This window comes from Mycolicibacterium agri (assembly GCF_002553505.1).
Taxonomy (GTDB): domain Bacteria; phylum Actinomycetota; class Actinomycetes; order Mycobacteriales; family Mycobacteriaceae; genus Mycobacterium; species Mycobacterium agri.
In genome coordinates this window covers 25,120-44,725 of the sequence record NZ_PDCP01000026.1, presented here as the reverse complement: position 1 = coordinate 44,725, position 19,606 = coordinate 25,120, and the positions used below count along the sequence as shown (strand labels likewise).

Here is a 19,606-nt window from a genome sequence, read left to right as displayed (position 1 = left end):
TAGCCGGGACCTCCGACCTTCCGGATGATGGAAGTCAAATCCATCATGTGAAAGAGGTCGAAAAATGCTCAGCCAGTTTGTGGATCCCGGTCCTGGTGCGGACGCCGTTCTGGCCCCGCCCCGTGAGGGTGGAGCCGCAACTGAACAGCGCGCGGAAGCGCCGCCGTCGGTCCTGCGCCGCACCTTGGTGGCGTTGACCGACGCGCTGGCCGCCACCCGCCGCGGGCTCGGCGACTGAGTTTCCCGCCGCGAGCGTCAGGTTCCCGCCCCGAGCGCTAACGCGCTCCCCCGCGAGACGGAATCCACACAGGCGCGTACTCGCATTTTCGCTGCCTAAATTCCGTTTCGCGGTCGATGGACTAGGGCTCAGCGCGTTCGCGGAGGTTGGCTGAGGATATGCGCGAGCAGGTCGCGCACCGGACCCGCGGGCCGATTGCGGGGCCCGATCCAGATCGCCCGCAATGGGCGCCGCAGATCGATGCCGCTGACCATCACCCGGCCGAGGCGGTTGCTGGCCAGGTCGTCGGCCACCGCCAGTTCGCTGAGGACCGCGGGCCCGGCGCCCGCGAGAACGGCGGCCCGCACCGCCGAAGTGGTGGACAACACCAGCGCCGGCGGCGCCTGAGGGGTGTGCCGCCCGAGCGCCGCTTCCAGCGCGGCGCGTAGCGCATAGCGCGTGCCCGACCCCTCCTCGCGGCTGACCAAGGGAATCTCGTTCAGCTCGGCGGCGGTCAGCACGCGCCGTTTACGCACCCACGGGTGATCGGGACGCACCACCACGACCAGTTCGTCGCGGGCGATCACCCGGCTGCGGATACCACGCGGAATGTAGGGCCCCTCGACGAACCCGATGTCGGCCTCGCCCTCGCGCACCTGCTGGATCACGGTGTCGCTGTTGGCAGCGGTGAGCACCACCTCGGCCGACTCGTTGCGGTCGGGCGCCACGGCCCGCATCGACACCAGCCATCCCGGCAGCAGATGCTCGGCGATGGTCAGGCTGGAGCTCACCCGCACATGCATGCGCAGGTCGTGGCGCAGCGCCGCAATCCCGGCATCCAGCTCGCCTGCGACGTCGAGCAGCCGCGCCGCCCACTGCGACACGAGCACCCCGGCCGGCGTCAGGGTCGAGCCGTGCTTGCTGCGGATCACCATCTGCACACCGGTCTGCGCCTCGATCGACGCGATGCGCGCCGACACGGCCTGCTGGGTGACGCCGACTTCGCGCGCGGCAGCGTTCAGGCTGCCCGTGTGGGCGACGGCGAGCAGCACCTCAAGCGCCCCCAGCTCAGGCATCCGCGGGCTCAGCGACACTCCATAACCGTAGCTGGGGTACAAGGTGCGCTTGTAGCTAGCCGACCGGTTGCACCCCGAGTGAACGACCGACCAGTGGCCTTCGGGCCGGTCGCAGCGCCGCCGCCACGTCGATAAGCGCTTGCGCCGACGGACTTTCGGGTGCGGAACTCACCACGGGTACTCCGCTGTCGCCAGCGGCTCGCATCGCGGCGTCGAGCGGGATCTGCCCCAGCAGCGGCGCATTCAGCTCATCGGCGAGCCGCTGCCCTCCCCCGGCGCCGAACAGCTCAGAGCGGCCGGAGCAGTGCGGGCAGACCAGTTCGGACATGTTCTCCACCACCCCGGCGATGGGCATGCCCATGTCGCGGGCCATCACGCCGACCCGGCTGGCCACGCTCCTGGCGGCCTGCTGCGGTGTGGTGACGGCCAGCAGCGACGCGTCCGGCAGCAGCTCCAGCACCGACAGTGTCACGTCGCCGGTCCCCGGCGGCAGGTCGAGCAGCAGCACGTCGAGTTGGCCCCAGTGCACGTCGTGCACGAACTGGGTCAGCGCCTTGTGCAGCATCGGGCCGCGCCACACGACGGGTTCGTCCTCGTCGGTCAAAAAGCCGAGCGACATCAGCCGCACACCGTGGGCCTGCACCGGAAACATGGTGTGGTACATGGCGATCGGGCTGCGCCGCACGCCGAACAGCTGCGGTACCGAATAGCCCCACACGTCGGCGTCGAGCAGGCCGACCGACTTGCCGGTGCGCGCCAAGGCCACCGCGAGGTTGGCCGCCACGCTCGACTTGCCGACCCCGCCCTTGCCGCTGGCGACGGCATATACCGCCGAGGCTGCCGTCGCACCGGTGTCGCGGTGGGTCAGGACCCGGTCCGCGAGAGCCCGGCGCTCGGATTCGGGCATGACGGTGAAATTCACTCGCACGTAGCCGATTTCGGGCACCGTGGACGCCGCGGCGGCGACGTCGCGGGCCAACAGCTCGGTCATCGGGCAGCCCGGCGTGGTCAGCGCCACCTCGACCTCGACGCGGCCGTTGCGGCCCGCTGTCACGCCGCGGATCATGTCCAATTCGCCGAGCGGGCGCTGCAATTCGGGATCGACGACGGCGCCGACCGCGTCCCGCACCGCGGCGACGTCAACGGCTTGACGTCCCAATCTCAGCACGGCACTTCCTCTCTGCTCTCGGCTTTCGCCGTCGCCAACGCCTGCAGGACTCGCGCGGTGGTGGCGGCGCGATGCGCCCACCACGCACACGGGTCAGTCGTCGATCCCCGCACCGACGGACGGTCCGCCCAGCGCCTGGCGTGCGCGGCGAGCCAGCCGAGCGTCGCGAACGCGTCCTGCTCCAGCATCGCTTTCAGCTCGAAACGCCGCTCCCCGCGCCGCAATCCGACGCCGATCTGCTGCGCGCAGTCGGCCACATCGCGGCGGGTCAGCACGATGCCGGAGCGGATCGGGGCCACCAGCGCGTCCAGCGTTTCGTCCAGCGAGTCCTCGGTGCTCATCGCGGGCGGTGCGGCCCGCAGCGCCAACGGCAGCAGCTCGGCGGGGCCGAGGTCGGCGTACTCGGCGCGCAGCGCCTGCTCGGTCAGTTGAACCCACGCGGCGACCGAGGCGATGCCCAGCCCGTTGACCGCGCGCAGATATCCGGGGGCCCAACTCCAAATGTGTTCGTGGAACAGGGCGGCGCGGGCCCGGTGCAGCTGCCCGCGGGTGTCGTCGCCGGTCGCCTTCTCTTCTGCTTCACCGAGTTCGGCGTACAGCATCAGCAGCGCGCCCAGGTGGTCGGCGTCTTCGCGTGGCTTCAGCCCGAGCACCCGCCAGAAGCCGGCGATGCGGTCGAGGCCCTCGCCGCCGAGCTTGCCCTCGGGGCCGAGATGGATCGCGGCGTGCGGCGGGGCGCTGAGCACGAAGGCGTCGGTGTGCTCGGCGCCGGTCGGGATCGGCAGGTCAAGCGCCGCGCACACCGCGCTGTTGCCCGGCGGCGGGGTGAGGATGGCCGCGCCAAGCGATCGGAACAACTCCCACACGTCAGGTCTCCGAAACCAGTTGGAACGCTTCGGCGCTGGGCTTGAGGGGACGCATCAGCCAGTGCGGGCGGCGCGTGCCGTCCGGTGAGCACGAGCCGGCCGGGCGGGTCATCTTCAGCCACTCGTAGTACACCTCGCGCGCCTTGTTGGTGTCGACGAAGATGTCGCCCGCCTCGTCCTGCGGACCCGCCGGTGTCACCCGGACCGCCTGATGCCAGCAGTGCATGCCCGAGATGGGATCCGGGTGCACCGGGAACGTCAGGTTCTGGTGCACGCCCGTGTCACTCCACCAGATGCGCTGCGTGTCGGGGTCGCTGCTCTCGTACGGGCGGACCCCGGACAGCCGCCGCATCCGCCAGTCGCCGTCGCCGCGCTCCAGGTCGACGGTGGCCATCAAACCGCCGGCGAAGCCCTTCTGGTTGGCCGTGCGCCACCGACCCATGTGATGGCTGCAGGCGACCACCCCGGGCCGAATGCCCTCGGTGATCCAGGCTTTCGCGACGAAGTAGCCGATGTCGGTCTGCACCCGCACGAGGTCGCCGGTGTGCTCGACACCGAGCCGTTTGGCGTCGCTGGGGTGGATCCACACCGGGTTGGTGTGGGCGAGTTCGTCGAGCCACTTCGAGTTCGCCGACCGGGTGTGGATCTGGGTGGGCAGCCGGAAGGTGGACAGCAGCACCATCTGGTCGGGGGCCAGCTTCTCCGGATGCACGTGGCTCTTGATGTAGCCGGGCAGCGCGTGCTCGGGCCACCCCCAGTTGGCCAGAGTCGACGAGTAGAACTCCAGCTTGCCCGACGGCGTCGGGAAGCCGCGACGCACGACTCCGTCGACCTCGACACCCACCGCTCGTCGCCCGGCATCATCGGGCCCCGGTGCGCCCATCGGAACGATGTTGGGGTTGGCGGGCTTTGGCGCGGCCGTATACACCCGTCCCGTCGGGGTGACGTTGACGTCGGACAACTCCTCGGAGGGCACCGGGTAGGTGTATTGCGCGCCAAGGCCTTTGGCGATCTCGAACGCGCCGTAGCGGCGCATGAACTCCAGCGGGGTCAGGCCTTCCTTCGCGGCGCGCTCGGGCAGACCGGGCACGGAGTTCTCGAACATCCAGCCGTAGTACTCGTCGACGGTGAGCTTCTCGCCGGGGTTGGCCCGCGACTCGTGGTACTGGCGGATGCCGAGCGAGCCGTCGGGGTCGATGCGCCACGACAGCTCGATCCAGAACTCGTTTTCTTCCCACACCTCACCGGGATTGACCTCCCGGCTGTCGGTGATCTTCTCGCCGAGCCGTTCGCGCGCCGCGCGCAGCACCGGTTGCCGGAAGCCCAGCCATTGGCCGTCGTACTGCTCGTAGGAGTGGGTGTCGTGGCGCTCCGAGCTGTGCCCCATCGGCAGCACGTAGTCGGCATAGTAGGCCGACTCGTTCCACGTCGGGGTCAGCGCGACGAAGCAGCCGACCATCTGTTCGTCGGTGAGCACTTCCATCCACGACAGGCCGTCGGGGTTGGTCCAGACGGGGTTGTAGACGCGGATGAAGTAGGTGTCGAGCCTGCCCCGGCCGTCTTTGAGGAAGTGCGGAAGCAAGAACGACATCTCGTTCTGCGCCAACGGGTATTCCATCGGCCACGTCAGCTCCTGCCACACGCGGGGGTGCGGCGGAGTGTGAATCGGCTTGGGCACGAACTTGTTCCACGTGTTGGCGAACAAGCCGCCCTCGGTGCCGATGGCGCCGAGCAGCGCCGAGATCAGCGTCAGGGTGCGGGAGACCTGCCAGCCGCCGAGATTCGATGCCGCAGCCGAGCGCCAGCAGTGCGGGGCGAAGCGGGTGCCCGCGCCCGCAACGGTCTCGGCGACCTCTTCCAGGGTGGCGGCGTCGATGCCGGATTCGGCGGCCGCGTAGTCGAAGGTGTACTGGTCGTAGAGCCGCAGCAGCTCGGCCTCGAAACTGGCGAAGTCCGCGGGCAGGTCGGGCCGGCACGCCTGCAGGTACTCGTCCCAGTTCCACCACCGCCGCACGAACTCGCGGTTGTAGCGGCCCGTGACGATGAGGTGCCGCGCGATGGCCAGGTTGATCGCGGCTTCACTGCCGGGCTGCGGGGACAGCCAGTAGTCGGCGTGGGTGGCGGTGTTCGACATCCTGGTGTCGAGCACGATCACCTTGGCGCCGTTGGCTTTTGCCTCGATGATCCGCTGGGCGTGCGGGTTGAAGTAGTGGCCGGTCTCCAGGTGCGAGCTGATCAGGTAGATCACCTTGGCGTTGGCGTGATCGGGGCTCGGCCGGTCGGTGCCCATCCAGAACTGGAAACCGGTGCGCCCGCCGCTGGAGCAGACGTTGGTGTGGGAATTGTGGCCGTCCACACCCCAACTGGCCAGCACCCGTTCGGTGAAGCCGTCCTCGCCGGGCCTGCCGATGCTGACCATGATCTCGTTCTGGCGTTCCTCGATGATCGCCGCGCGGATGCGGGCGGCGAGCGCATCGAGCGCCTCATCCCAGCTGATCCGCTCCCACTGGCCCGAGCCCCGCTTGCCGACCCGCTTCAGCGGGTAGAGGATGCGGTCCGGGTCGGTCACCTGGTTGATCGTCGCCGGGCCCTTGGCGCAGTTGCGTCCCCGCGAGCCGGGATGTTCTGGGTTGCCCTCGAACTTGCGCACGTGCATGTCCTCGCGGTCGACGTAAGCCAACAGACCGCAGGCGGATTCGCAGTTGAAGCACGTCGTGGGCACCAGCATGTAGTGGTGCTCCTCTTTGCGCGGCCACGCCCGTGAGCTCACCTCGACCCAGTCGTCCCAGCGCTCCTTCGGCGGGAACGCCGACAGGTGCACGCCGCTTGGGCCCTGGTAGAAGGTTTCGCCGCGGGATTCGACGTCTTTGCGGGCGGCCGACACCCGCTTGGCGCGAGCGGAAAGGGACAGTGCCATCAGGCCTCCTCAGGCAAGTGGGACGGATTGGCCGGCCTGCACGTAGGCGTGCTCGTGGGCCAGCAGTCCGATGAGCGCGAACGGAACGGCGAGGACGCCGATCCAGGGAGCCGCGACCGCTATCGCGACGGCGACGACGCCCACACGAAACACGGTCGCGTAGCGGCCGGACACCATTTCGTGGGTGGCCAGGCGGGCGTGGGCCGTGACGTGCGGCAGGCTGTTCTCGGTCCAGACCAAAAGCAGGTGAGCGACCGCGGCGACCGCCAACACCACTTCCAGCGACCGCACCCCCGCCGCCGGCGACAGCCACACCGCGAACGGGAGCAGCGCCGCCGCCCCGGCCAACACCGCTTGCACGGCCAAGTGCGCGGGAAGCAACGGGTTTTGCCACAGATCGCGGGCCTTCGCCTGCGCGAACAAATACGCGGTGTAGCAGGCGGTCGCCAACCCGAGCAGGATGCCCAGCACACCGAAGATCTGCTGCGCGGCTCGCGCATCGAACACCGCTGCGGCCAGGTACAGCACGACGACCGCACCGTAGGCGCCGATGACGAACGCGCCTTTCACCAGCCAACTGGTCCAGTGATGTTTGGTGAAGATCAGATAGAACCGGAACGGGTGTTTGAGGTCCCAGATCAGCAGCACCCCGGTGATGCCGAGGAACACCAGCGCCATCACCGGTGCCACCCAGCGGGTGACGCCGTCGGACCAGTCGAGCAGCCCGGTCAACGCCATCAACACCGCGAGCAGCAGCGCGCCCGCGGCGATGCTCTTGGTCCAGGTGTAGAGGCTGACCCGCCATCCCCACGGGGCGTGGTGCGGGATGTCGTAGGACAGCAGCGCCGCCGCCGAGGACCGGGCGCCCTCCGGATGCCCGGAGGTCACCAGCTGCGGATCGGGCGCGCCCTGGGTGGCCCAGGCATACAGTCCGCCCTCGGGCCGGGTCGCGCCCAGCGGGTCGAGGGTGGCCTGGTGCGCGCCCAGGTAGAACACACCGGGCCCGGTCTCCTTCTCGGGCCGACGGACCAGCGCGGGCTTGCGCTGCACCAGCTGCGCGACCTTGGAGGTCGGGTCGTTGCCGTCGCCGACGAGGATCGCCTGGGTCGGGCACACCGTCACGCAGGCCGGTTCGAGACCCGCGTCGATCCGATGGGCGCACATGTTGCACTTCTCGGCCGAGTGGTCCTCGGGGTTGATGAAGATCGCGTCATACGGGCAGGCGGCCATGCACGCCTTGCACCCGATGCAGATCTCCTTGTCGAAGTCGACGATGCCGTCGGGCCGCTTGTACATCGCCTCGGTCGGGCAGGCGGTGACGCACGGCGCGTCGGTGCACTGGTTGCACCTTGTTACCTGAAAAGCCCGCCGTGCCTGCGGAAACGTGCCGACGTCGGCGGACTTCACGTAGGTGCGGGTGACCCCCACCGGTACTTCGTTCTCGCTCTTACACGCCGTAGTACACGCGTGACACCCGATGCATCTGGATTGATCGAGCACCTTCAGCCATCGGGCAGGGCGCTGCGCCAACTGCTCCATGCTTTGAAACATATCCGCTACTGCAGGGGTCGCGACATCTCAAACAGCCTTGTACCGATACAAAGCGGACTTGTGAGGAACTTCGGCATGATCCTTGCCACACTGGTTAGTGGACACGAGACGAAGGAGTTGCCTGTGGCACAGACTCCGCTCGGCGACCATCGGCAGGCGCCTGCGGACGCCCCCGAGAACGGCGGCGGCGGTCTGATGCAGCGAGTGCGCGCGCGCTGGCCACCGCTGCAATCGGTGGGGCAGGACCCCGACTACCGGTTTTCGCTTGCCAATGAACGGACGTTTCTGGCCTGGATCCGCACCGCGTTGGCGCTGCTCGCCGCGGGTGTGGCGGCCGTGCAGCTGGTCCCGGCGTTCAAGTTCCACGGCGGCCGACTGATCCTGGGTGTCACCCTGGTCCTGCTCGCGATCATCGTCGCCGGCGGTAGCTACTTCCGGTGGACCGCCAACGAGCGGACGATGCGGCTGGGCCAGGCGCTGCAGCCCTCGATCATTCCGCGACTGTTGGCAGGAGGGTTGACCCTGATCGCGGTGGTGACGCTGTTCCTGGTGATCGTCAGTGGCTGACCGGGGGCAACGCGATCGGCGGCCGGTGCTGGATTCGGGATTGCAGGCCGAGCGCACCCGGTTGGCGTGGTCGCGGACCGCGCTGGCGTTCGGGGCCGTAGGCGCCTTGATGCTGCACGCCGGGCTCGATACCGGCCGGCCGATGGATGCTCTGCCAGGAGTGATCGCGATCTGCTCCGCCGCCGCGACGTACCTTTTAGGTGTCGGTCGTTATCACGCCACCAACCGAAGGATCACCCGCAAGATGGCCGTAGCGTCTGCCGGATCGGTCCGCACTCTCACCGCGCTCACCGCGATGACGGTCGTCCTGGCCCTGGTGCAGATGGCCGGCCGCTAGCTCTATGACTTCCTTCAGACATTCCGCCGGGCACCTCACCGGAGCCACTGCCACAGTGCCTGCGCCAGCACAGCGGCCGACATCGCCGCCAGCAGCCACAGCGCGTATCGCTGCGAATCCGCTGACGGAGTCCGTTTGAACAACCAGCTCCCCACCGCGACACCGGCCAACGACACCGGGAACAACACCGCGACCTGCGCGAGTAGCCGGGCCGTGATCAGTCCCCCGGCCGCGGCGGTCGCCGTCGCCCACACGTCGGTGCCGAGGAAGTACACGATCAGCGTGGCTCTGCCCGCGGCGACGGCGGCCGGACTGGAGAAATACATCAGGATCGCGGGCGGCCCGCCCATCGCGAACGCGCCGTTGAGCACCCCGGACACTCCCCCGACCGCGGTCGTCGCCGCAGGCCCCGGCAGCCGGCTGGCCCGAAACCTCGACGCCATCGCGATGGCCGCCGCGAGCACCGCGCAGGCCAGCAGGATCCGCATCGGGTCGACCGGAATGACCTTCAGCAGCCAGGTCCCCACCGGCGTGCCGAGCACGGCGCCAAGCAGCAGCCAGCGCAGCGAGCGCCAGTTCACGTGCCGCCACACGCTGGGCAACAGCTGCACGCTGGCCAGCACCTCCAGCACAAACGCGGTGGGGATCGCCGACGACGGCGGCAGCACCAGCGACAGGCCGACCACCCACACCATGGATGCGCCGAAGCCGCCGAAGCCGCGCACCACGCCGCCGAGGACGATGACGGCCAGCACGAGCACCCAGGCAAGCGGCGACAGCGTCCACACCGTCGCGCCCATCCAGCCTCCTCCGCCGCCCCGCCGGCTAATACCGTTGTCGGTCGTCGCGCCGTCGACAAGCACCAGTACCTCACCGATCGAAGGTGCCAATCCGCGCGACGACCTCGCGGTCGCCGCCGGGACCCGCGCACCGCCACGCCCGACTCGGTGAACGGCCCGCCGCAATACGGCAACACGAACGAGCACATCCCGAAGGGGGATATTGGATGTACGAAAGACACGGCAACGAAAGCGTCTTCACCTGGGCGGCTCCGCCGCTGAAGTTCGGAAACGGCGCCATCGACGAAATCGGCCCGGAGATCGCGGCTCTCGGCGCGAGTTCGTGCCTGGTGATCACCGACGCGGGCGTCCGCGAGACCGGGGTGCCCGACCGCATTCACGACCAACTGGTCGCTGCGGGCATGAAGGCCGAGGTGTTCGACCGGGTGGCCATCGAGCCCACCGACCAAAGCATCGACGAGGCCGTGGCGTGGGCACGCCAACAGGATTGGGACTGCTTCATCGCCGTCGGCGGCGGCTCTGCGATGGACACCGCCAAGGCCGTCAACCTGCTCACCACCCATCCCGGTGAGCTGCTCGACTTCGTCACGCCGCCGATCGGGGCAGGCAAGGCGCCGTGGCTTCCGGTCAAGCCGCTGATCGCGGTGCCGACCACCGCGGGCACCGGCTCGGAGTCGACCACGATCTGCGTCGTCGACTTCCTCGGCCTGCACCTGAAGGCCGGTGTCAGCCATCCGAAGCTGCGCCCGACCCTCGCCATCGTCGACCCGTTGACCACCGTCTCGCTGCCTCCACAGGTGACGGCGGCCAGTGGCATGGACGTGCTGTCGCACGCGTTGGAGAGCTACACCAGCGTGCGGTTCGACGCCAAGCCCGCGCCCGAGGACCCGATGAAGCGCCCGGCGTTCTGCGGTTCGAACCCGGTCAGCGACGTGTGGTGCGAGCAGGCGCTTCTGCTCGTCGGCCAGTATCTGCGGCGCGCCGTGATGAACGGCCGTGACCTCGAGGCCCGCTATCACATGGCGCTGGCGTCGATGTCGGCCGGAACGGGATTCGGCAACGCGGGCACCCACCTGCCGCACGCCAACGCCTACCCCATCGCCGGCGCCGTGCAGAACTACCGCGCCGAAGGGTATCCGGAGATGCCGATGGTGCCGCACGGGCAGGCGGTGTCGTCGACGGCGGCGGCCGTCTTCCGTTGGACCTACCCGGGTGACCCGGGACGGCACCTGCGCGCGGCCGAACTGCTCACCGGGCAGACGTTCACGCGGACCGACGGCGCCGAGGCGCTGGCTCACGTGCTCGACGAGCTGATGTCCGACATCGGCATGCCCGCCGGGCTGCGCAGCTTCGGCTACGACGAGTCGCATCTCGACACGCTCGTCGACGGGACGATGAAGCAGACGCGCCAGCTGGCCGTGGTGCCGCGGCCGGTGACGCGGCAGGCGCTGACCGACATCTTCCGGGAGTCGCTGTGAGTACACCCGACGACACCAACGGCACCAATAGCACTGGCACCGAAGAGGTTTCGAAGTCCGAGCTGCGCACCGTCGTGGCGTCCAGCCTCGTCGGCACCACCGTCGAGTGGTACGACTTCTTCCTGTACGGCACGGCTGCGGGCATCGTGTTTCCCAAGTTGTTCTTCCCGAGCAGCGAGCCGGCCATCGGCACGCTGCTGGCCTTCGCGACGTTTGCCGTCGGCTTCGTCGCACGGCCGGTCGGCGGGCTGATCTTCGGTCACATCGGCGACCGGATCGGCAGGAAGAACACGCTGGTCGCGACCATGCTCATCATGGGCGTGGCCACATTCCTGATCGGCGTCATCCCCACCCACGCGGCGATCGGGATCACCGCGCCCATCCTGCTGGTCGCGCTGCGGCTGGCCCAGGGCATCGCGGTCGGCGGCGAATGGGGAGGCGCGGTGCTGATGGCCGTCGAATACGCCCCGCCCGGCAGGCGCGGCTTCTACGGCAGCATGCCGCAGATCGGTCTGGCCATCGGTCTGACGATGAGCACGGGTGTCTTCGCGCTGCTCGGTTTCGTCATGTCCGACGGGGCGTTCATGAGTTGGGGTTGGCGCATCGGGTTCATGTTGAGCGCGGTCCTGGTCGCCGTCGGCCTCTACATCCGGCTGAAGGTGATGGAGACGCCTGCGTTCCGCAAGCTTGAGGAGGCCGAGGCCAAGGCCACCATCCCGGCCCTGCAGTTGGTGAAGGAGCGGTTGTCGCGCCGGCATCTGGTGCTCGGCATGGGCAGCCGCTGGGCCGAGGGCGTGGCCTTCAACATGTGGGCGGTCTTCACCATCTCCTACGGCACCGACACACTCGGGCTCAGCAAGCAGCCGATCCTGCTGTCGGTGATGGCCGCGGCCGCGGTGATGGTGTTCTTCATCCCGGTGTTCGGCCGCGTCGCCGACCGGTTCGACCGCAGACACCTTTACACCGTCGGCATCGTGTTGCTGGGCGTGGCGGCCTATCCGGCGTTGGCGGTGCTGGGCACGGGCAACACCGTGTTCATCGCGGGCGCCATCGTTCTGGTGCTCGGGGTGATCTACCCGATGGTGTACGCGCCGGAGGCGTCGTTGTTCGCCGAGTTGTTCCCGACCCGCGTCCGCTACACCGGTATCTCGGTGGTCTATCAGCTGTCGGGCATCGTGGCCTCCGGCCTGACTCCGTTGATACTGGCCTTCCTGCTGCGCGAGGCGGGCGGCGGCATCTCCTTGATCATCGGCTACGTGGTGGCCGTCAGTGTGATCAGCGCGGTCTCCACGATGGCGATCCGGAAACGGGACATGTACACCGAGATCGTCGACGCCGAACTGCAGGAGGCCCAACGGGCGCAGCGGGTGTCAGCCGAGCAGTAGCACGCCGGCCAGCGCGACGGTGGCCACCCACGTGGTGGACACCAGCGCGAGCACGAGCGGGCGGGGTCCGACCCTGCGCAGGGCGGCGATGTTCACCCCGGCACCGAGGGCGAACATCGCCGCCGTCAGCAGCGCAGTCTGCGTGAAATGCGCTGTTACCAAGACATTTTCGGGCAGCACGCCCGTGGTGCGCAGCGCCGTGCAGGCCAGGAACGCCACCACGAACAGCGGGATCAGGGGTGGGCGCGAGACGTTGTCGGCGTGACGGCTCAGCCGCCGCTGGCGCGCGCTCACCACCGCGATGACGGGCGCGAGCATGATCACCCGCGCGAGCTTGACGACGACGGCGACAGCCAGCGCGCCGCCGCCGATCGCCCCGCCCGCGGCGACGACCTGCGCCACTTCGTGAATGGAGCCGCCGGCCCACATGCCGGCCTGCACGTCGCGCAGGCCCGCCACGCTCGCCAGCACCGGAACGACGCCGATCATCGCGGTGCCGAACACCACGACCAGCGCGACGGCGGTGAGCACCTCTTCCTCTTCGGCGTCGACGACACCGTCGACCGCGGCCACCGCGGCCGCCCCACAGATCGAGAAGCCGCACGCGATCAGGAAGCGCTGCGCCCAGCCGAGGCCGAGCAGGCGGCCGGCGAACATCGTGCCCGCGATGCCGAGCGCGACCACCGCGACCACGACGGCGATCATGCCCGCCCCGAGCGCGAGCACGTCCCCCAACACCAGCTGCAGGCCGAGCAGCGCGACGCCGACCCGCAGCAGCTTCTTCGCCGAGAACGTCAGCCCCGGCTTCATCCGCTCCGGCACGGCCCAGGCGTTGGCCATGACCGCGCCCGCGACGATCGCGATGAGCAGCGGACTGATCATCGGCAGGAGCCGGCCGAGGAGCAGCACCGCCGCCGTGGCGCCCGCGGTCAGCATCAGCCCTGGCGCGACCGCGGCCAGCGGGGCCAGACGGCGCGACCGTGGAGCATTATTTGCCGACTGCGCCACCGGCGCGTGTAGCTGACTGGTCATAGTGCCACGATGCAGGACAATGACGCAGGTCAGTAGGCGTCAATTCGGCAATAACCCATTTGTTTTTGATATGAGGCGGCCCTCACACATATCGTTTGGGCATGAGTCGGCAATGGCCAGAAGTGGCCACCCTCGAATTGTTGGTCCGCATCGACGAGGCAGGCAGCCTTGGCGCCGCCAGCCGCGCGCTGGCCATGTCGCAGCCGAACGCCAGCCGCGCGATCCGCCAGCTTGAACGCAGGCTCGGCTTGCGGTTGGTCGAGCGCAGCCCGCGGGGTTCGACGCTGACCGCGCAGGGAACCGTGATCGCGCACTGGGCGCGCCAGGTGCTCGTCGACATCCAGCGCTTGGTCGATGCGGCCGCGACGCTGCGGGTCGAACGCGAAGCGCAGTTACGGGTCGCTTCGAGCATGACGGTCGCGGAGTCCTTGCTGCCGCAGTGGCTGGGCGACTTTCGTCGCCTCAATCCCGGCGTGCAAATCCAGCTGCAGGTGATCAACTCGATGCAGGTGTGCGACCGCGTCACCGACGGCTCGTGCGATCTGGGCTTCGTCGAGGGCCCTTCGGTGCCGGAGCATTTGAACAAGGTGACGGTGGCCCGCGACCGGTTGGTTGTCGTCGTGCATCCGGAGCATCCGTGGGCGCGCAGGCGCCGGCCGCTCACCATGGCCGAGCTGGCCGCCACTCCGCTGCTGACGCGTGAACCCGGTTCCGGCACACGCCACACGCTCGATGTGGTGTTGGCCGAATTCGAGCGCCCGGCGCCGCTTCTTGAACTGGGCAGCGGCGCCGCGATCCGCACCAGCGTGCTGAGCGGCGTCGGTCCGGCGGTGTTGAGCACGCTGCCGATCGCCGACGACGTCGCGGAGGGCGATCTGAAGGTGGTCGAGGTGGAGGGCCTCGACCTGCAGCGCACCATCCGCGCGGTGTGGCGTGCGCCGAGAACGCTCGACGGGCCTGCGGCCGAGCTGCTCAAGCTAGTGCTGCGCCGCAACCGCGAAGCCGGATAGATTTTAGTTCAGAGTTTTCTGAATCCAGTTTTAGCTGTACTGTTCGATGCGTGCAGACCGCAACCCACAGCGACGTGCTGTCGCGGTTCGGGTACGCGTTGTCCGACCCCACCCGTGCCGAAATTCTGCTGCTGCTGCGCGATGCGCCGGGATACCCTTCCGAGCTCGCCGACAAGATCGGCGTCACACGCCAGATTGTGTCGAACCACCTGGCCTGCCTGCGCGGCTGCGGGCTGGTGGTCGCCGAACCCGAGGGGCGACGGAGCCGCTACCGGCTGGCCGACGCACGCATCGGGCACGCACTCGAGGATCTGATAGGTCTGGTGCTGGCCGTCGACCCGACCTGCTGTCCCGCCGCCGACACCGACAACTGCTGCTGATGGCTTCGCCGGTTCGGTCGCGTCGTGATGTGCTGGCTCGCCGCATCCGTCTGCTCGTCGCGGCGACGATCACCTACAACGTCATCGAGGCGGTCGTCGCGTTGAGCGAGGGTGCCCGGGTGTCGTCGGCGGCCTTGTTCGGCTTCGGGCTGGACTCGGTGATCGAGGTGTCCTCGGCGGCGGCCGTCGCATGGCAGTTCGCGGCGAAGGATCCGGAGACGCGGGAGAAGACCGCGCTGCGGTTCATCGCGGTGTCGTTCTTCGCGCTGGCCGTCTATGTCGCTGTCGATGCGGTGCTGTCGCTGCTGGGTTACGGCGAACCGCGGCCGTCGCTGATCGGCATCGTGCTCGCGGCGGTCAGCCTCGTCGTGATGCCGGTGTTGTCGCTGGCGCAGCGGCACGCGGGCCGCGAGTTCGGTTCCACGTCGGCGGTGGCGGATTCGAAACAGACGCTGCTGTGCACGTATCTGTCGGCGGCGCTGCTGGCCGGGCTGCTGCTCAACGCGATCGCCGGCTGGTCGTGGGGCGACCCGACGGCCGCGCTGGTGATCTCGGCGGTCGCCGTCCGCGAAGGCCGCGACGCCTGGCGCGGTGATCCGTGTTGCTAGAAGAAGGTCCGGCTATGCCGATCGTTGCGCTCGCGCTGTTCGCGACGTTCGCGGTGCTCGGATTCGGTTGGCGCAGTTGGCTTCAGTATCGGCGGACCGGGTCGACGGGTTTCCGCGGAATCAGCGGCCGGGTCGGCTCCGTGGAGTGGTTCGCTGATCGGCATCGCCGCGACGGTGTACGCACAGGTCGACATGGGCGACTCGTGGCGGATCGGGGTCGACTCGACGGAGACGACAACGCTTGTCCGCAAAGGCGTTTCGGGTTGGCGCGCAATCCCATCTTCACCGCGATGACGGTGTTCGGTTCGCGCAGGTCCGCGTCGTCGAAGCCGTATCTTGGCGCCACACACGGCCGGGCCTACCGCAACTACCTCGCCAGCGTGGGACGTTTCGTGCCAGGAGTCGGCCGCGTCAGCCGTTGATGAGCTGGTCGAGAAACCGCGGAAGTCGGCCTGCCCCATAGTCGAAGAACCGCGCCCACGTCGGCTCGATCGAGATGCGCACCATCTGCGGGTAGACCCTGCGCACCTCGCGTTCGAACACCGCCTGCTGCTCCTTGTCCATCGTCTTCGCCGACTGGGCGAGGTATTCGTCGGGAACGCCGTCGACCGTGTCCAATGTCGCGACACCGCGAAGAAGCAGTGACTTCGCGCCGTCCGGTGTGTTGCCCGCATCGATCGCCACCGCGACATGCGGTCGAGCCGACAGCGCCGCTACCTTCGGCGAAGTCGTTGCCGTGCAAATGATGACGCGTTCGCCGTTCCAGAGAAACCCGACCGGGATCACCCGCGGATAGCCGTCGGTCCCGGTGTAGGCGAGATGGGCGGAGACGCCGTTGAGCAAGTCCTGAGCGCCTTGCTGATGCAGTTCGCGGTGCAATTCGTCGGTGTCCATTGCGTCTTGTCTACTCGCATGCCGTCGTGAAGTGAAGGTCATGACCCACTACGGTGGTTCCCGATGGCTTCCCAACCCACAGACAAGCAATTTCGCGCATGGCTCTGGATGCCGCTGATCATCGGTCTGATCCTCGGAACGACCGTAGCGGCGATGACCGGTCAATGGTGGTGGTCGACGGTTGGCGTGCTCGTCGGCGCCGCGGTCGGCTGGGTCGGCGCAGGCAGACCGCGCGTAACGAACTGGAACACCTCCGACAAGTAGCCCCCCTCCAACGCCCAAACCGACATATGGGCGTAAAAGTGCGAGTAGGGCGCGCCATTTCGTCGGTCTCGGCGCTGGACGGGGCGGGGTGAGTCCTAGCATCGACGGGTGCCCGATGCCGACACACCGGCGGATTCTGACGCCGCCATGACAAACGACGCCGACGTGCCAGACGTTGCGACCGACGACGCCGCCCTGACCGACCACGCCGCCCGCAACCGCGCGATGTGGGACGGCTTCAGCGATGAGTATCAGGCCAAGCACGCTGACGATCTGGTGGTCTGCGGCGGGCTTGCCTGGGGCACGATGCGCATTCCCGAATCGGAGTTGCACGTCCTCGGCGACGTCAAGAGTTGCGACGTCCTTGAATTCGGCTGCGGCGCTGCGCAGTGGTCGATCGCACTGGCGTGGCTCGGGGCCCGGCCGGTGGGTCTGGATCTCTCCGAGCGACAGCTACAGCACGCCCGCAAACTGATGGCCGACGCAGGCGTCGACTTTCCGCTCATTCACGCCAGCGCAGAAGCCGTCCCGCTTCCGGACGCCAGTTTCGATATCGTGTTCTGCGACCACGGCGCAATGAGTTTCGCCGACCCGTATCGGACCGTGCCCGAGGCGGCGCGCCTGCTGCGGCCAGGTGGGCTGTTCGCGTTCAACCACGACTCGCCGATCGAGACGCTCTGCTGGCCGCCCGGCGCCGACGAGGTCGGCGACCGGCTTGCGCTCGACTACTTCGGGATGCACCAGATCGAGGACGGCGACGAGGTGTTGTTCAATCTGCCCTACGGCGAGTGGATCCGGCTGTTTCGCACGAACGGCTTCGTCGTCGAAGACCTGATCGAGCCGCGGCCCAAACCGGACACCGTCAGCTCGTACCGATCGGACGCAGGGCTCGCATGGGCCAGGCGCTGGCCGTCCGAGGAGATCTGGCGGCTACGCAAAACCCAGGACCCCACCTAGAAACCTAGGACTCGGGGATCTCGCGTTCGATCTCGTCGAGCCACGTCTTGGCCGACATGTCCGACGGCGCCCGCCAGTCGCCGCGCGGCGACAGCGAACCACCGTGCGACACCTTGGGCCCGTTCGGCACCGCCGAACGCTTGAACTGTGCGAACGAGTAGAACCGCTGCACGAACACCTGCAGCCAGTGCCGAATCTCCTTCAGCGAGTACACCGGCCGCTTGTCGACCGGGAAGCCGGGCGGCCATTCGCCGTGCTCGGCGTCTCGCCAGGCGTGGTACGCCAGGAACGCCACCTTCGACGGCCGGAAGCCGTACCGCAGCATCTGGAATAGCGAGAAGTCTTGCAGCGCATAGGGTCCGATCTTGCTCTCGCTGCTCTGGATCTCCTCGTCCTCGCCCTTCGGCGGCACCAGTTCGGGGCTAATCTCGGTGTCGAGGACCGACTGCAGCACTTCGTTGACGTTGTCATCGAACTGATTCGACGAGATTACCCACCGGATCAGGTGCTGGATCAAGGTTTTCGGCACGCCGCCGTTGACGTTGTAGTGCGACATGTGGTCGCCCACACCGTAGGTCGACCAGCCCAGCGCCAGTTCGGACAGATCGCCGGTTCCCAGCACGATGCCGCCGCGCTGGTTGGCGATGCGGAACAGGTAGTCCGTGCGCAACCCGGCCTGCACATTCTCGAACGTGACGTCGTAGACCTCTTCGCCGCGCGCGAACGGGTGGCCGATCTCCTTGAGCATCAACTCCGCGGTCGCTTTGATGTCGAGTTCCTCGAACGTCACACCGAGCGCTTTGGCGAGCTTGATCGCGTTGCCCTTGGTCCGGTCGCCGGTGGCGAACCCCGGCAGGGTGAACGCCAGAATGTCGCTGCGCGGCCGGTTTTCGCGGTCCATGGCACGCGCGGCGACGATCACCGCGTGCGTCGAATCGAGCCCGCCGGACAACCCGAGCACCACCTTCGGGTAGTTCAGCGCCCGCAGCCGCTGCTCGAGGCCGGCCACCTGGATGTTGTAGGCCTCATAGCAGTCCTGCTCGAGCCGATCGAGGTCCGACGGCACGAACGGGAACCGCTCGATATGCCTGCGCAGGCCGATGTCGCCGGTCGGCGGATCCAGCCGAAATTCGATGCGGCGGAACGACTCCGCGGTGATCTGATGATGCTTGCGGTTGTCGTCGAACGTACCCATGCGCAGCCGCTCGGAGCGCAGCAGTTCCAAGTCGACGTCGGCGATCGCGCGCTGTTCGCCCTTCGGGAACCGTTCGGACTGGACCAGGCATTCGCCGTTTTCCCACACCATGGTCTGGCCGTCCCACGCCAGGTCGGTGGTTGATTCGCCCAGCCCCGCCGCCGCGTAGACGTAGGCGGCCAGGCAGCGCGCCGACGCCGAGCGCGCCAGCAGGCTGCGGTCCTCGGCGCGCCCGATCGTGATGGGGCTGCCGGACAGGTTGGCGATCACCGTGGCACCCGCCAACGCGGCCTGCGCGCTCGGCGGGATCGGCACGAACATGTCTTCGCAGATCTCGACGTGCAGCACGAAACCGGTCAGGTCGGTGGCGGTGAACAACAGGTCGGGCCCGAACGGCACGTCGGCCCAGTCGTCGCCGCGGCCGATCCGGATCGCGCCGCGCATGTCGTCGCCCGCGGCCATCTGCCGGCGCTCATAGAACTCGCGGTAAGTCGGCAGATACGACTTCGGCACCACACCGAGCACCTTGCCGCGGTGGATCACCACCGCGGTGTTGTAGATGCGGTGCTGGTAGCGCAGCGGCGCGCCGACCACCAGCACCGGCATCAGGTCGGCCGACGCCGCGACCACGTCGAGCAGGGCGTCCTCGACCGCCTCCAGCAGCGCGTCCTGCAGCAGGATGTCCTCGATCGAATAGCCCGACAGCGTCAACTCGGGGAACACCGCCAGCCCGACGGCGTCGTCGTGGCAGGCCCGCGCCAGCCGGATAACGGATTCGGCGTTGGTCGCCGGCTCCCCGATCGCGGTGTGCAGGGTGCAGGCGGCGACTCGCAGGAAGCCCTGGGCGTAGGCGGAGTAGAAGTCCATCACGCTCCATTGTCATCGGTCTGGTGTCAAGACCCGG

Annotated in this window: 19 protein-coding genes and 1 pseudogene; 11 read left to right on the top strand and 9 right to left on the bottom strand. The window is 68.2% G+C overall.

What is annotated here, in order from left to right; genetic code table 11:
- Positions 1-64 precede the first annotated feature (64 nt).
- Entirely contained in the window at positions 65-238 is a 174-nt protein-coding gene (locus CQY20_RS34870) for a hypothetical protein (RefSeq protein ID WP_163700632.1), read from the top strand.
- A gap of 128 nt (positions 239-366) precedes the next feature.
- On the opposite strand, the gene CQY20_RS15900 is transcribed toward CQY20_RS34870, so the two are convergent.
- From CQY20_RS15900 to CQY20_RS15880, 5 genes are read right to left on the bottom strand one after another with little or no spacing between them, the layout of a single operon-like run.
- Positions 367-1,311: a LysR family transcriptional regulator gene (locus CQY20_RS15900; RefSeq protein ID WP_097941041.1), complete on the bottom strand. Its 945-nt coding sequence runs from the start codon at positions 1,309-1,311 to the stop codon at positions 367-369.
- Positions 1,312-1,348: 37 nt separating this feature from the next.
- Positions 1,349-2,461 (bottom strand): P-loop NTPase, encoded by a 1,113-nt coding sequence (locus CQY20_RS15895; RefSeq protein WP_234816267.1) that lies wholly within the window; start codon positions 2,459-2,461, stop codon positions 1,349-1,351.
- Positions 2,455-3,327, bottom strand: a complete 873-nt coding sequence (locus tag CQY20_RS15890; RefSeq protein ID WP_097941040.1) for a molecular chaperone TorD family protein — start codon at positions 3,325-3,327, stop codon at positions 2,455-2,457. The genes CQY20_RS15895 and CQY20_RS15890 overlap by 7 nt, the downstream gene beginning before the upstream one ends.
- A 1-nt stretch (position 3,328) precedes the next feature.
- Positions 3,329-6,244: a molybdopterin-dependent oxidoreductase gene (locus CQY20_RS15885; protein WP_097941039.1), complete on the bottom strand. Its 2,916-nt coding sequence runs from the start codon at positions 6,242-6,244 to the stop codon at positions 3,329-3,331.
- 9 nt (positions 6,245-6,253) lie between these two features.
- Entirely contained in the window at positions 6,254-7,783 is a 1,530-nt protein-coding gene (locus tag CQY20_RS15880; RefSeq protein WP_097941038.1) for a 4Fe-4S dicluster domain-containing protein, read from the bottom strand.
- 207 nt (positions 7,784-7,990) lie between these two features.
- On the opposite strand from CQY20_RS15880, the gene CQY20_RS15875 reads away from it, so the two are divergent.
- Together CQY20_RS15875 and CQY20_RS15870 are read left to right on the top strand one after the other, a co-directional pair.
- On the top strand, positions 7,991-8,362 hold the full coding sequence (locus CQY20_RS15875) for a YidH family protein (RefSeq protein WP_097941083.1): 372 nt from the start codon (positions 7,991-7,993) through the stop codon (positions 8,360-8,362).
- Positions 8,355-8,699: a DUF202 domain-containing protein gene (locus CQY20_RS15870; RefSeq protein WP_097941037.1), complete on the top strand. Its 345-nt coding sequence runs from the start codon at positions 8,355-8,357 to the stop codon at positions 8,697-8,699. The genes CQY20_RS15875 and CQY20_RS15870 overlap by 8 nt, the downstream gene beginning before the upstream one ends.
- Before the next feature lie 35 nt (positions 8,700-8,734).
- On the opposite strand, the gene CQY20_RS15865 is transcribed toward CQY20_RS15870, so the two are convergent.
- A complete protein-coding gene (locus CQY20_RS15865; protein WP_097941082.1) occupies positions 8,735-9,499 on the bottom strand; it encodes a sulfite exporter TauE/SafE family protein in 765 nt (254 codons plus the stop codon).
- A gap of 206 nt (positions 9,500-9,705) precedes the next feature.
- On the opposite strand from CQY20_RS15865, the gene CQY20_RS15860 reads away from it, so the two are divergent.
- Together CQY20_RS15860 and CQY20_RS15855 are read left to right on the top strand one after the other, a co-directional pair.
- Entirely contained in the window at positions 9,706-10,977 is a 1,272-nt protein-coding gene (locus CQY20_RS15860; RefSeq protein ID WP_097941036.1) for a hydroxyacid-oxoacid transhydrogenase, read from the top strand.
- Entirely contained in the window at positions 10,974-12,362 is a 1,389-nt protein-coding gene (locus CQY20_RS15855; RefSeq protein ID WP_097941035.1) for an MFS transporter, read from the top strand. The genes CQY20_RS15860 and CQY20_RS15855 overlap by 4 nt, the downstream gene beginning before the upstream one ends.
- Here the strand turns inward: CQY20_RS15855 and CQY20_RS15850 are convergent.
- Positions 12,348-13,394: a YeiH family protein gene (locus CQY20_RS15850; RefSeq protein ID WP_097941034.1), complete on the bottom strand. Its 1,047-nt coding sequence runs from the start codon at positions 13,392-13,394 to the stop codon at positions 12,348-12,350. The two genes, CQY20_RS15855 and CQY20_RS15850, sit on opposite strands and share 15 nt — an antisense overlap.
- Positions 13,395-13,495: 101 nt before the next feature.
- On the opposite strand from CQY20_RS15850, the gene CQY20_RS15845 reads away from it, so the two are divergent.
- The 4 genes and pseudogenes from CQY20_RS15845 (at position 13,496) to CQY20_RS15830 (ending at position 15,814) form a co-directional block, all read left to right on the top strand.
- Positions 13,496-14,404, top strand: a complete 909-nt coding sequence (locus tag CQY20_RS15845) for a LysR family transcriptional regulator (protein ID WP_097941033.1) — start codon at positions 13,496-13,498, stop codon at positions 14,402-14,404.
- Positions 14,405-14,454: 50 nt separating this feature from the next.
- Complete coding sequence (locus tag CQY20_RS15840; RefSeq protein WP_097941032.1) at positions 14,455-14,784, top strand: ArsR/SmtB family transcription factor; 330 nt, start codon at positions 14,455-14,457, stop codon at positions 14,782-14,784.
- Positions 14,784-15,392 carry a cation efflux transmembrane domain-containing protein gene (locus CQY20_RS15835; protein ID WP_097941031.1) on the top strand — a complete coding sequence of 203 codons (609 nt, stop codon included), beginning with the start codon at positions 14,784-14,786 and terminating at the stop codon, positions 15,390-15,392. Before CQY20_RS15840 ends, CQY20_RS15835 begins: the two co-directional genes overlap by 1 nt.
- A 14-nt stretch (positions 15,393-15,406) precedes the next feature.
- Positions 15,407-15,814: pseudogene (locus CQY20_RS15830) on the top strand (methyltransferase family protein).
- On the opposite strand, the gene CQY20_RS15825 reads toward CQY20_RS15830, so the two are convergent.
- Positions 15,804-16,286 carry a pyridoxamine 5'-phosphate oxidase family protein gene (locus tag CQY20_RS15825; protein WP_097941030.1) on the bottom strand — a complete coding sequence of 161 codons (483 nt, stop codon included), beginning with the start codon at positions 16,284-16,286 and terminating at the stop codon, positions 15,804-15,806. The pseudogene CQY20_RS15830 and the gene CQY20_RS15825 overlap by 11 nt on opposite strands.
- A gap of 63 nt (positions 16,287-16,349) precedes the next feature.
- On the opposite strand from CQY20_RS15825, the gene CQY20_RS15820 reads away from it, so the two are divergent.
- Together CQY20_RS15820 and CQY20_RS15815 are read left to right on the top strand one after the other, a co-directional pair.
- Positions 16,350-16,550, top strand: coding sequence for a hypothetical protein (locus CQY20_RS15820; protein WP_097941029.1), 201 nt, complete (start codon positions 16,350-16,352; stop codon positions 16,548-16,550).
- Between the two features lie 108 nt (positions 16,551-16,658).
- Positions 16,659-17,507 carry a class I SAM-dependent methyltransferase gene (locus tag CQY20_RS15815; RefSeq protein WP_207767279.1) on the top strand — a complete coding sequence of 283 codons (849 nt, stop codon included), beginning with the start codon at positions 16,659-16,661 and terminating at the stop codon, positions 17,505-17,507.
- 4 nt (positions 17,508-17,511) lie between these two features.
- Here the strand turns inward: CQY20_RS15815 and CQY20_RS15810 are convergent, their stop codons facing one another.
- Positions 17,512-19,569 carry an NAD(+) synthase gene (locus tag CQY20_RS15810; protein ID WP_097941028.1) on the bottom strand — a complete coding sequence of 686 codons (2,058 nt, stop codon included), beginning with the start codon at positions 19,567-19,569 and terminating at the stop codon, positions 17,512-17,514.
- Positions 19,570-19,606: the final 37 nt, after the last annotated feature.

Coding starts and splice junctions, on each gene's coding strand:
- CQY20_RS34870 (WP_163700632.1), top strand. CDS start 65: ATGCTCAGCCAGTTTGTGGATCCCGGTCCTGGTGCGGACGCCGTTCTG.
- CQY20_RS15885 (WP_097941039.1), bottom strand. CDS start 6,244: ATGGCACTGTCCCTTTCCGCTCGCGCCAAGCGGGTGTCGGCCGCCCGC.
- CQY20_RS15880 (WP_097941038.1), bottom strand. CDS start 7,783: ATGGAGCAGTTGGCGCAGCGCCCTGCCCGATGGCTGAAGGTGCTCGAT.
- CQY20_RS15875 (WP_097941083.1), top strand. CDS start 7,991: ATGCAGCGAGTGCGCGCGCGCTGGCCACCGCTGCAATCGGTGGGGCAG.
- CQY20_RS15865 (WP_097941082.1), bottom strand. CDS start 9,499: ATGGGCGCGACGGTGTGGACGCTGTCGCCGCTTGCCTGGGTGCTCGTG.
- CQY20_RS15860 (WP_097941036.1), top strand. CDS start 9,706: ATGTACGAAAGACACGGCAACGAAAGCGTCTTCACCTGGGCGGCTCCG.
- CQY20_RS15850 (WP_097941034.1), bottom strand. CDS start 13,394: ATGACCAGTCAGCTACACGCGCCGGTGGCGCAGTCGGCAAATAATGCT.
- CQY20_RS15845 (WP_097941033.1), top strand. CDS start 13,496: ATGAGTCGGCAATGGCCAGAAGTGGCCACCCTCGAATTGTTGGTCCGC.
- CQY20_RS15835 (WP_097941031.1), top strand. CDS start 14,784: ATGGCTTCGCCGGTTCGGTCGCGTCGTGATGTGCTGGCTCGCCGCATC.
- CQY20_RS15825 (WP_097941030.1), bottom strand. CDS start 16,286: ATGGACACCGACGAATTGCACCGCGAACTGCATCAGCAAGGCGCTCAG.
- CQY20_RS15820 (WP_097941029.1), top strand. CDS start 16,350: ATGGCTTCCCAACCCACAGACAAGCAATTTCGCGCATGGCTCTGGATG.
- CQY20_RS15810 (WP_097941028.1), bottom strand. CDS start 19,569: ATGGACTTCTACTCCGCCTACGCCCAGGGCTTCCTGCGAGTCGCCGCC.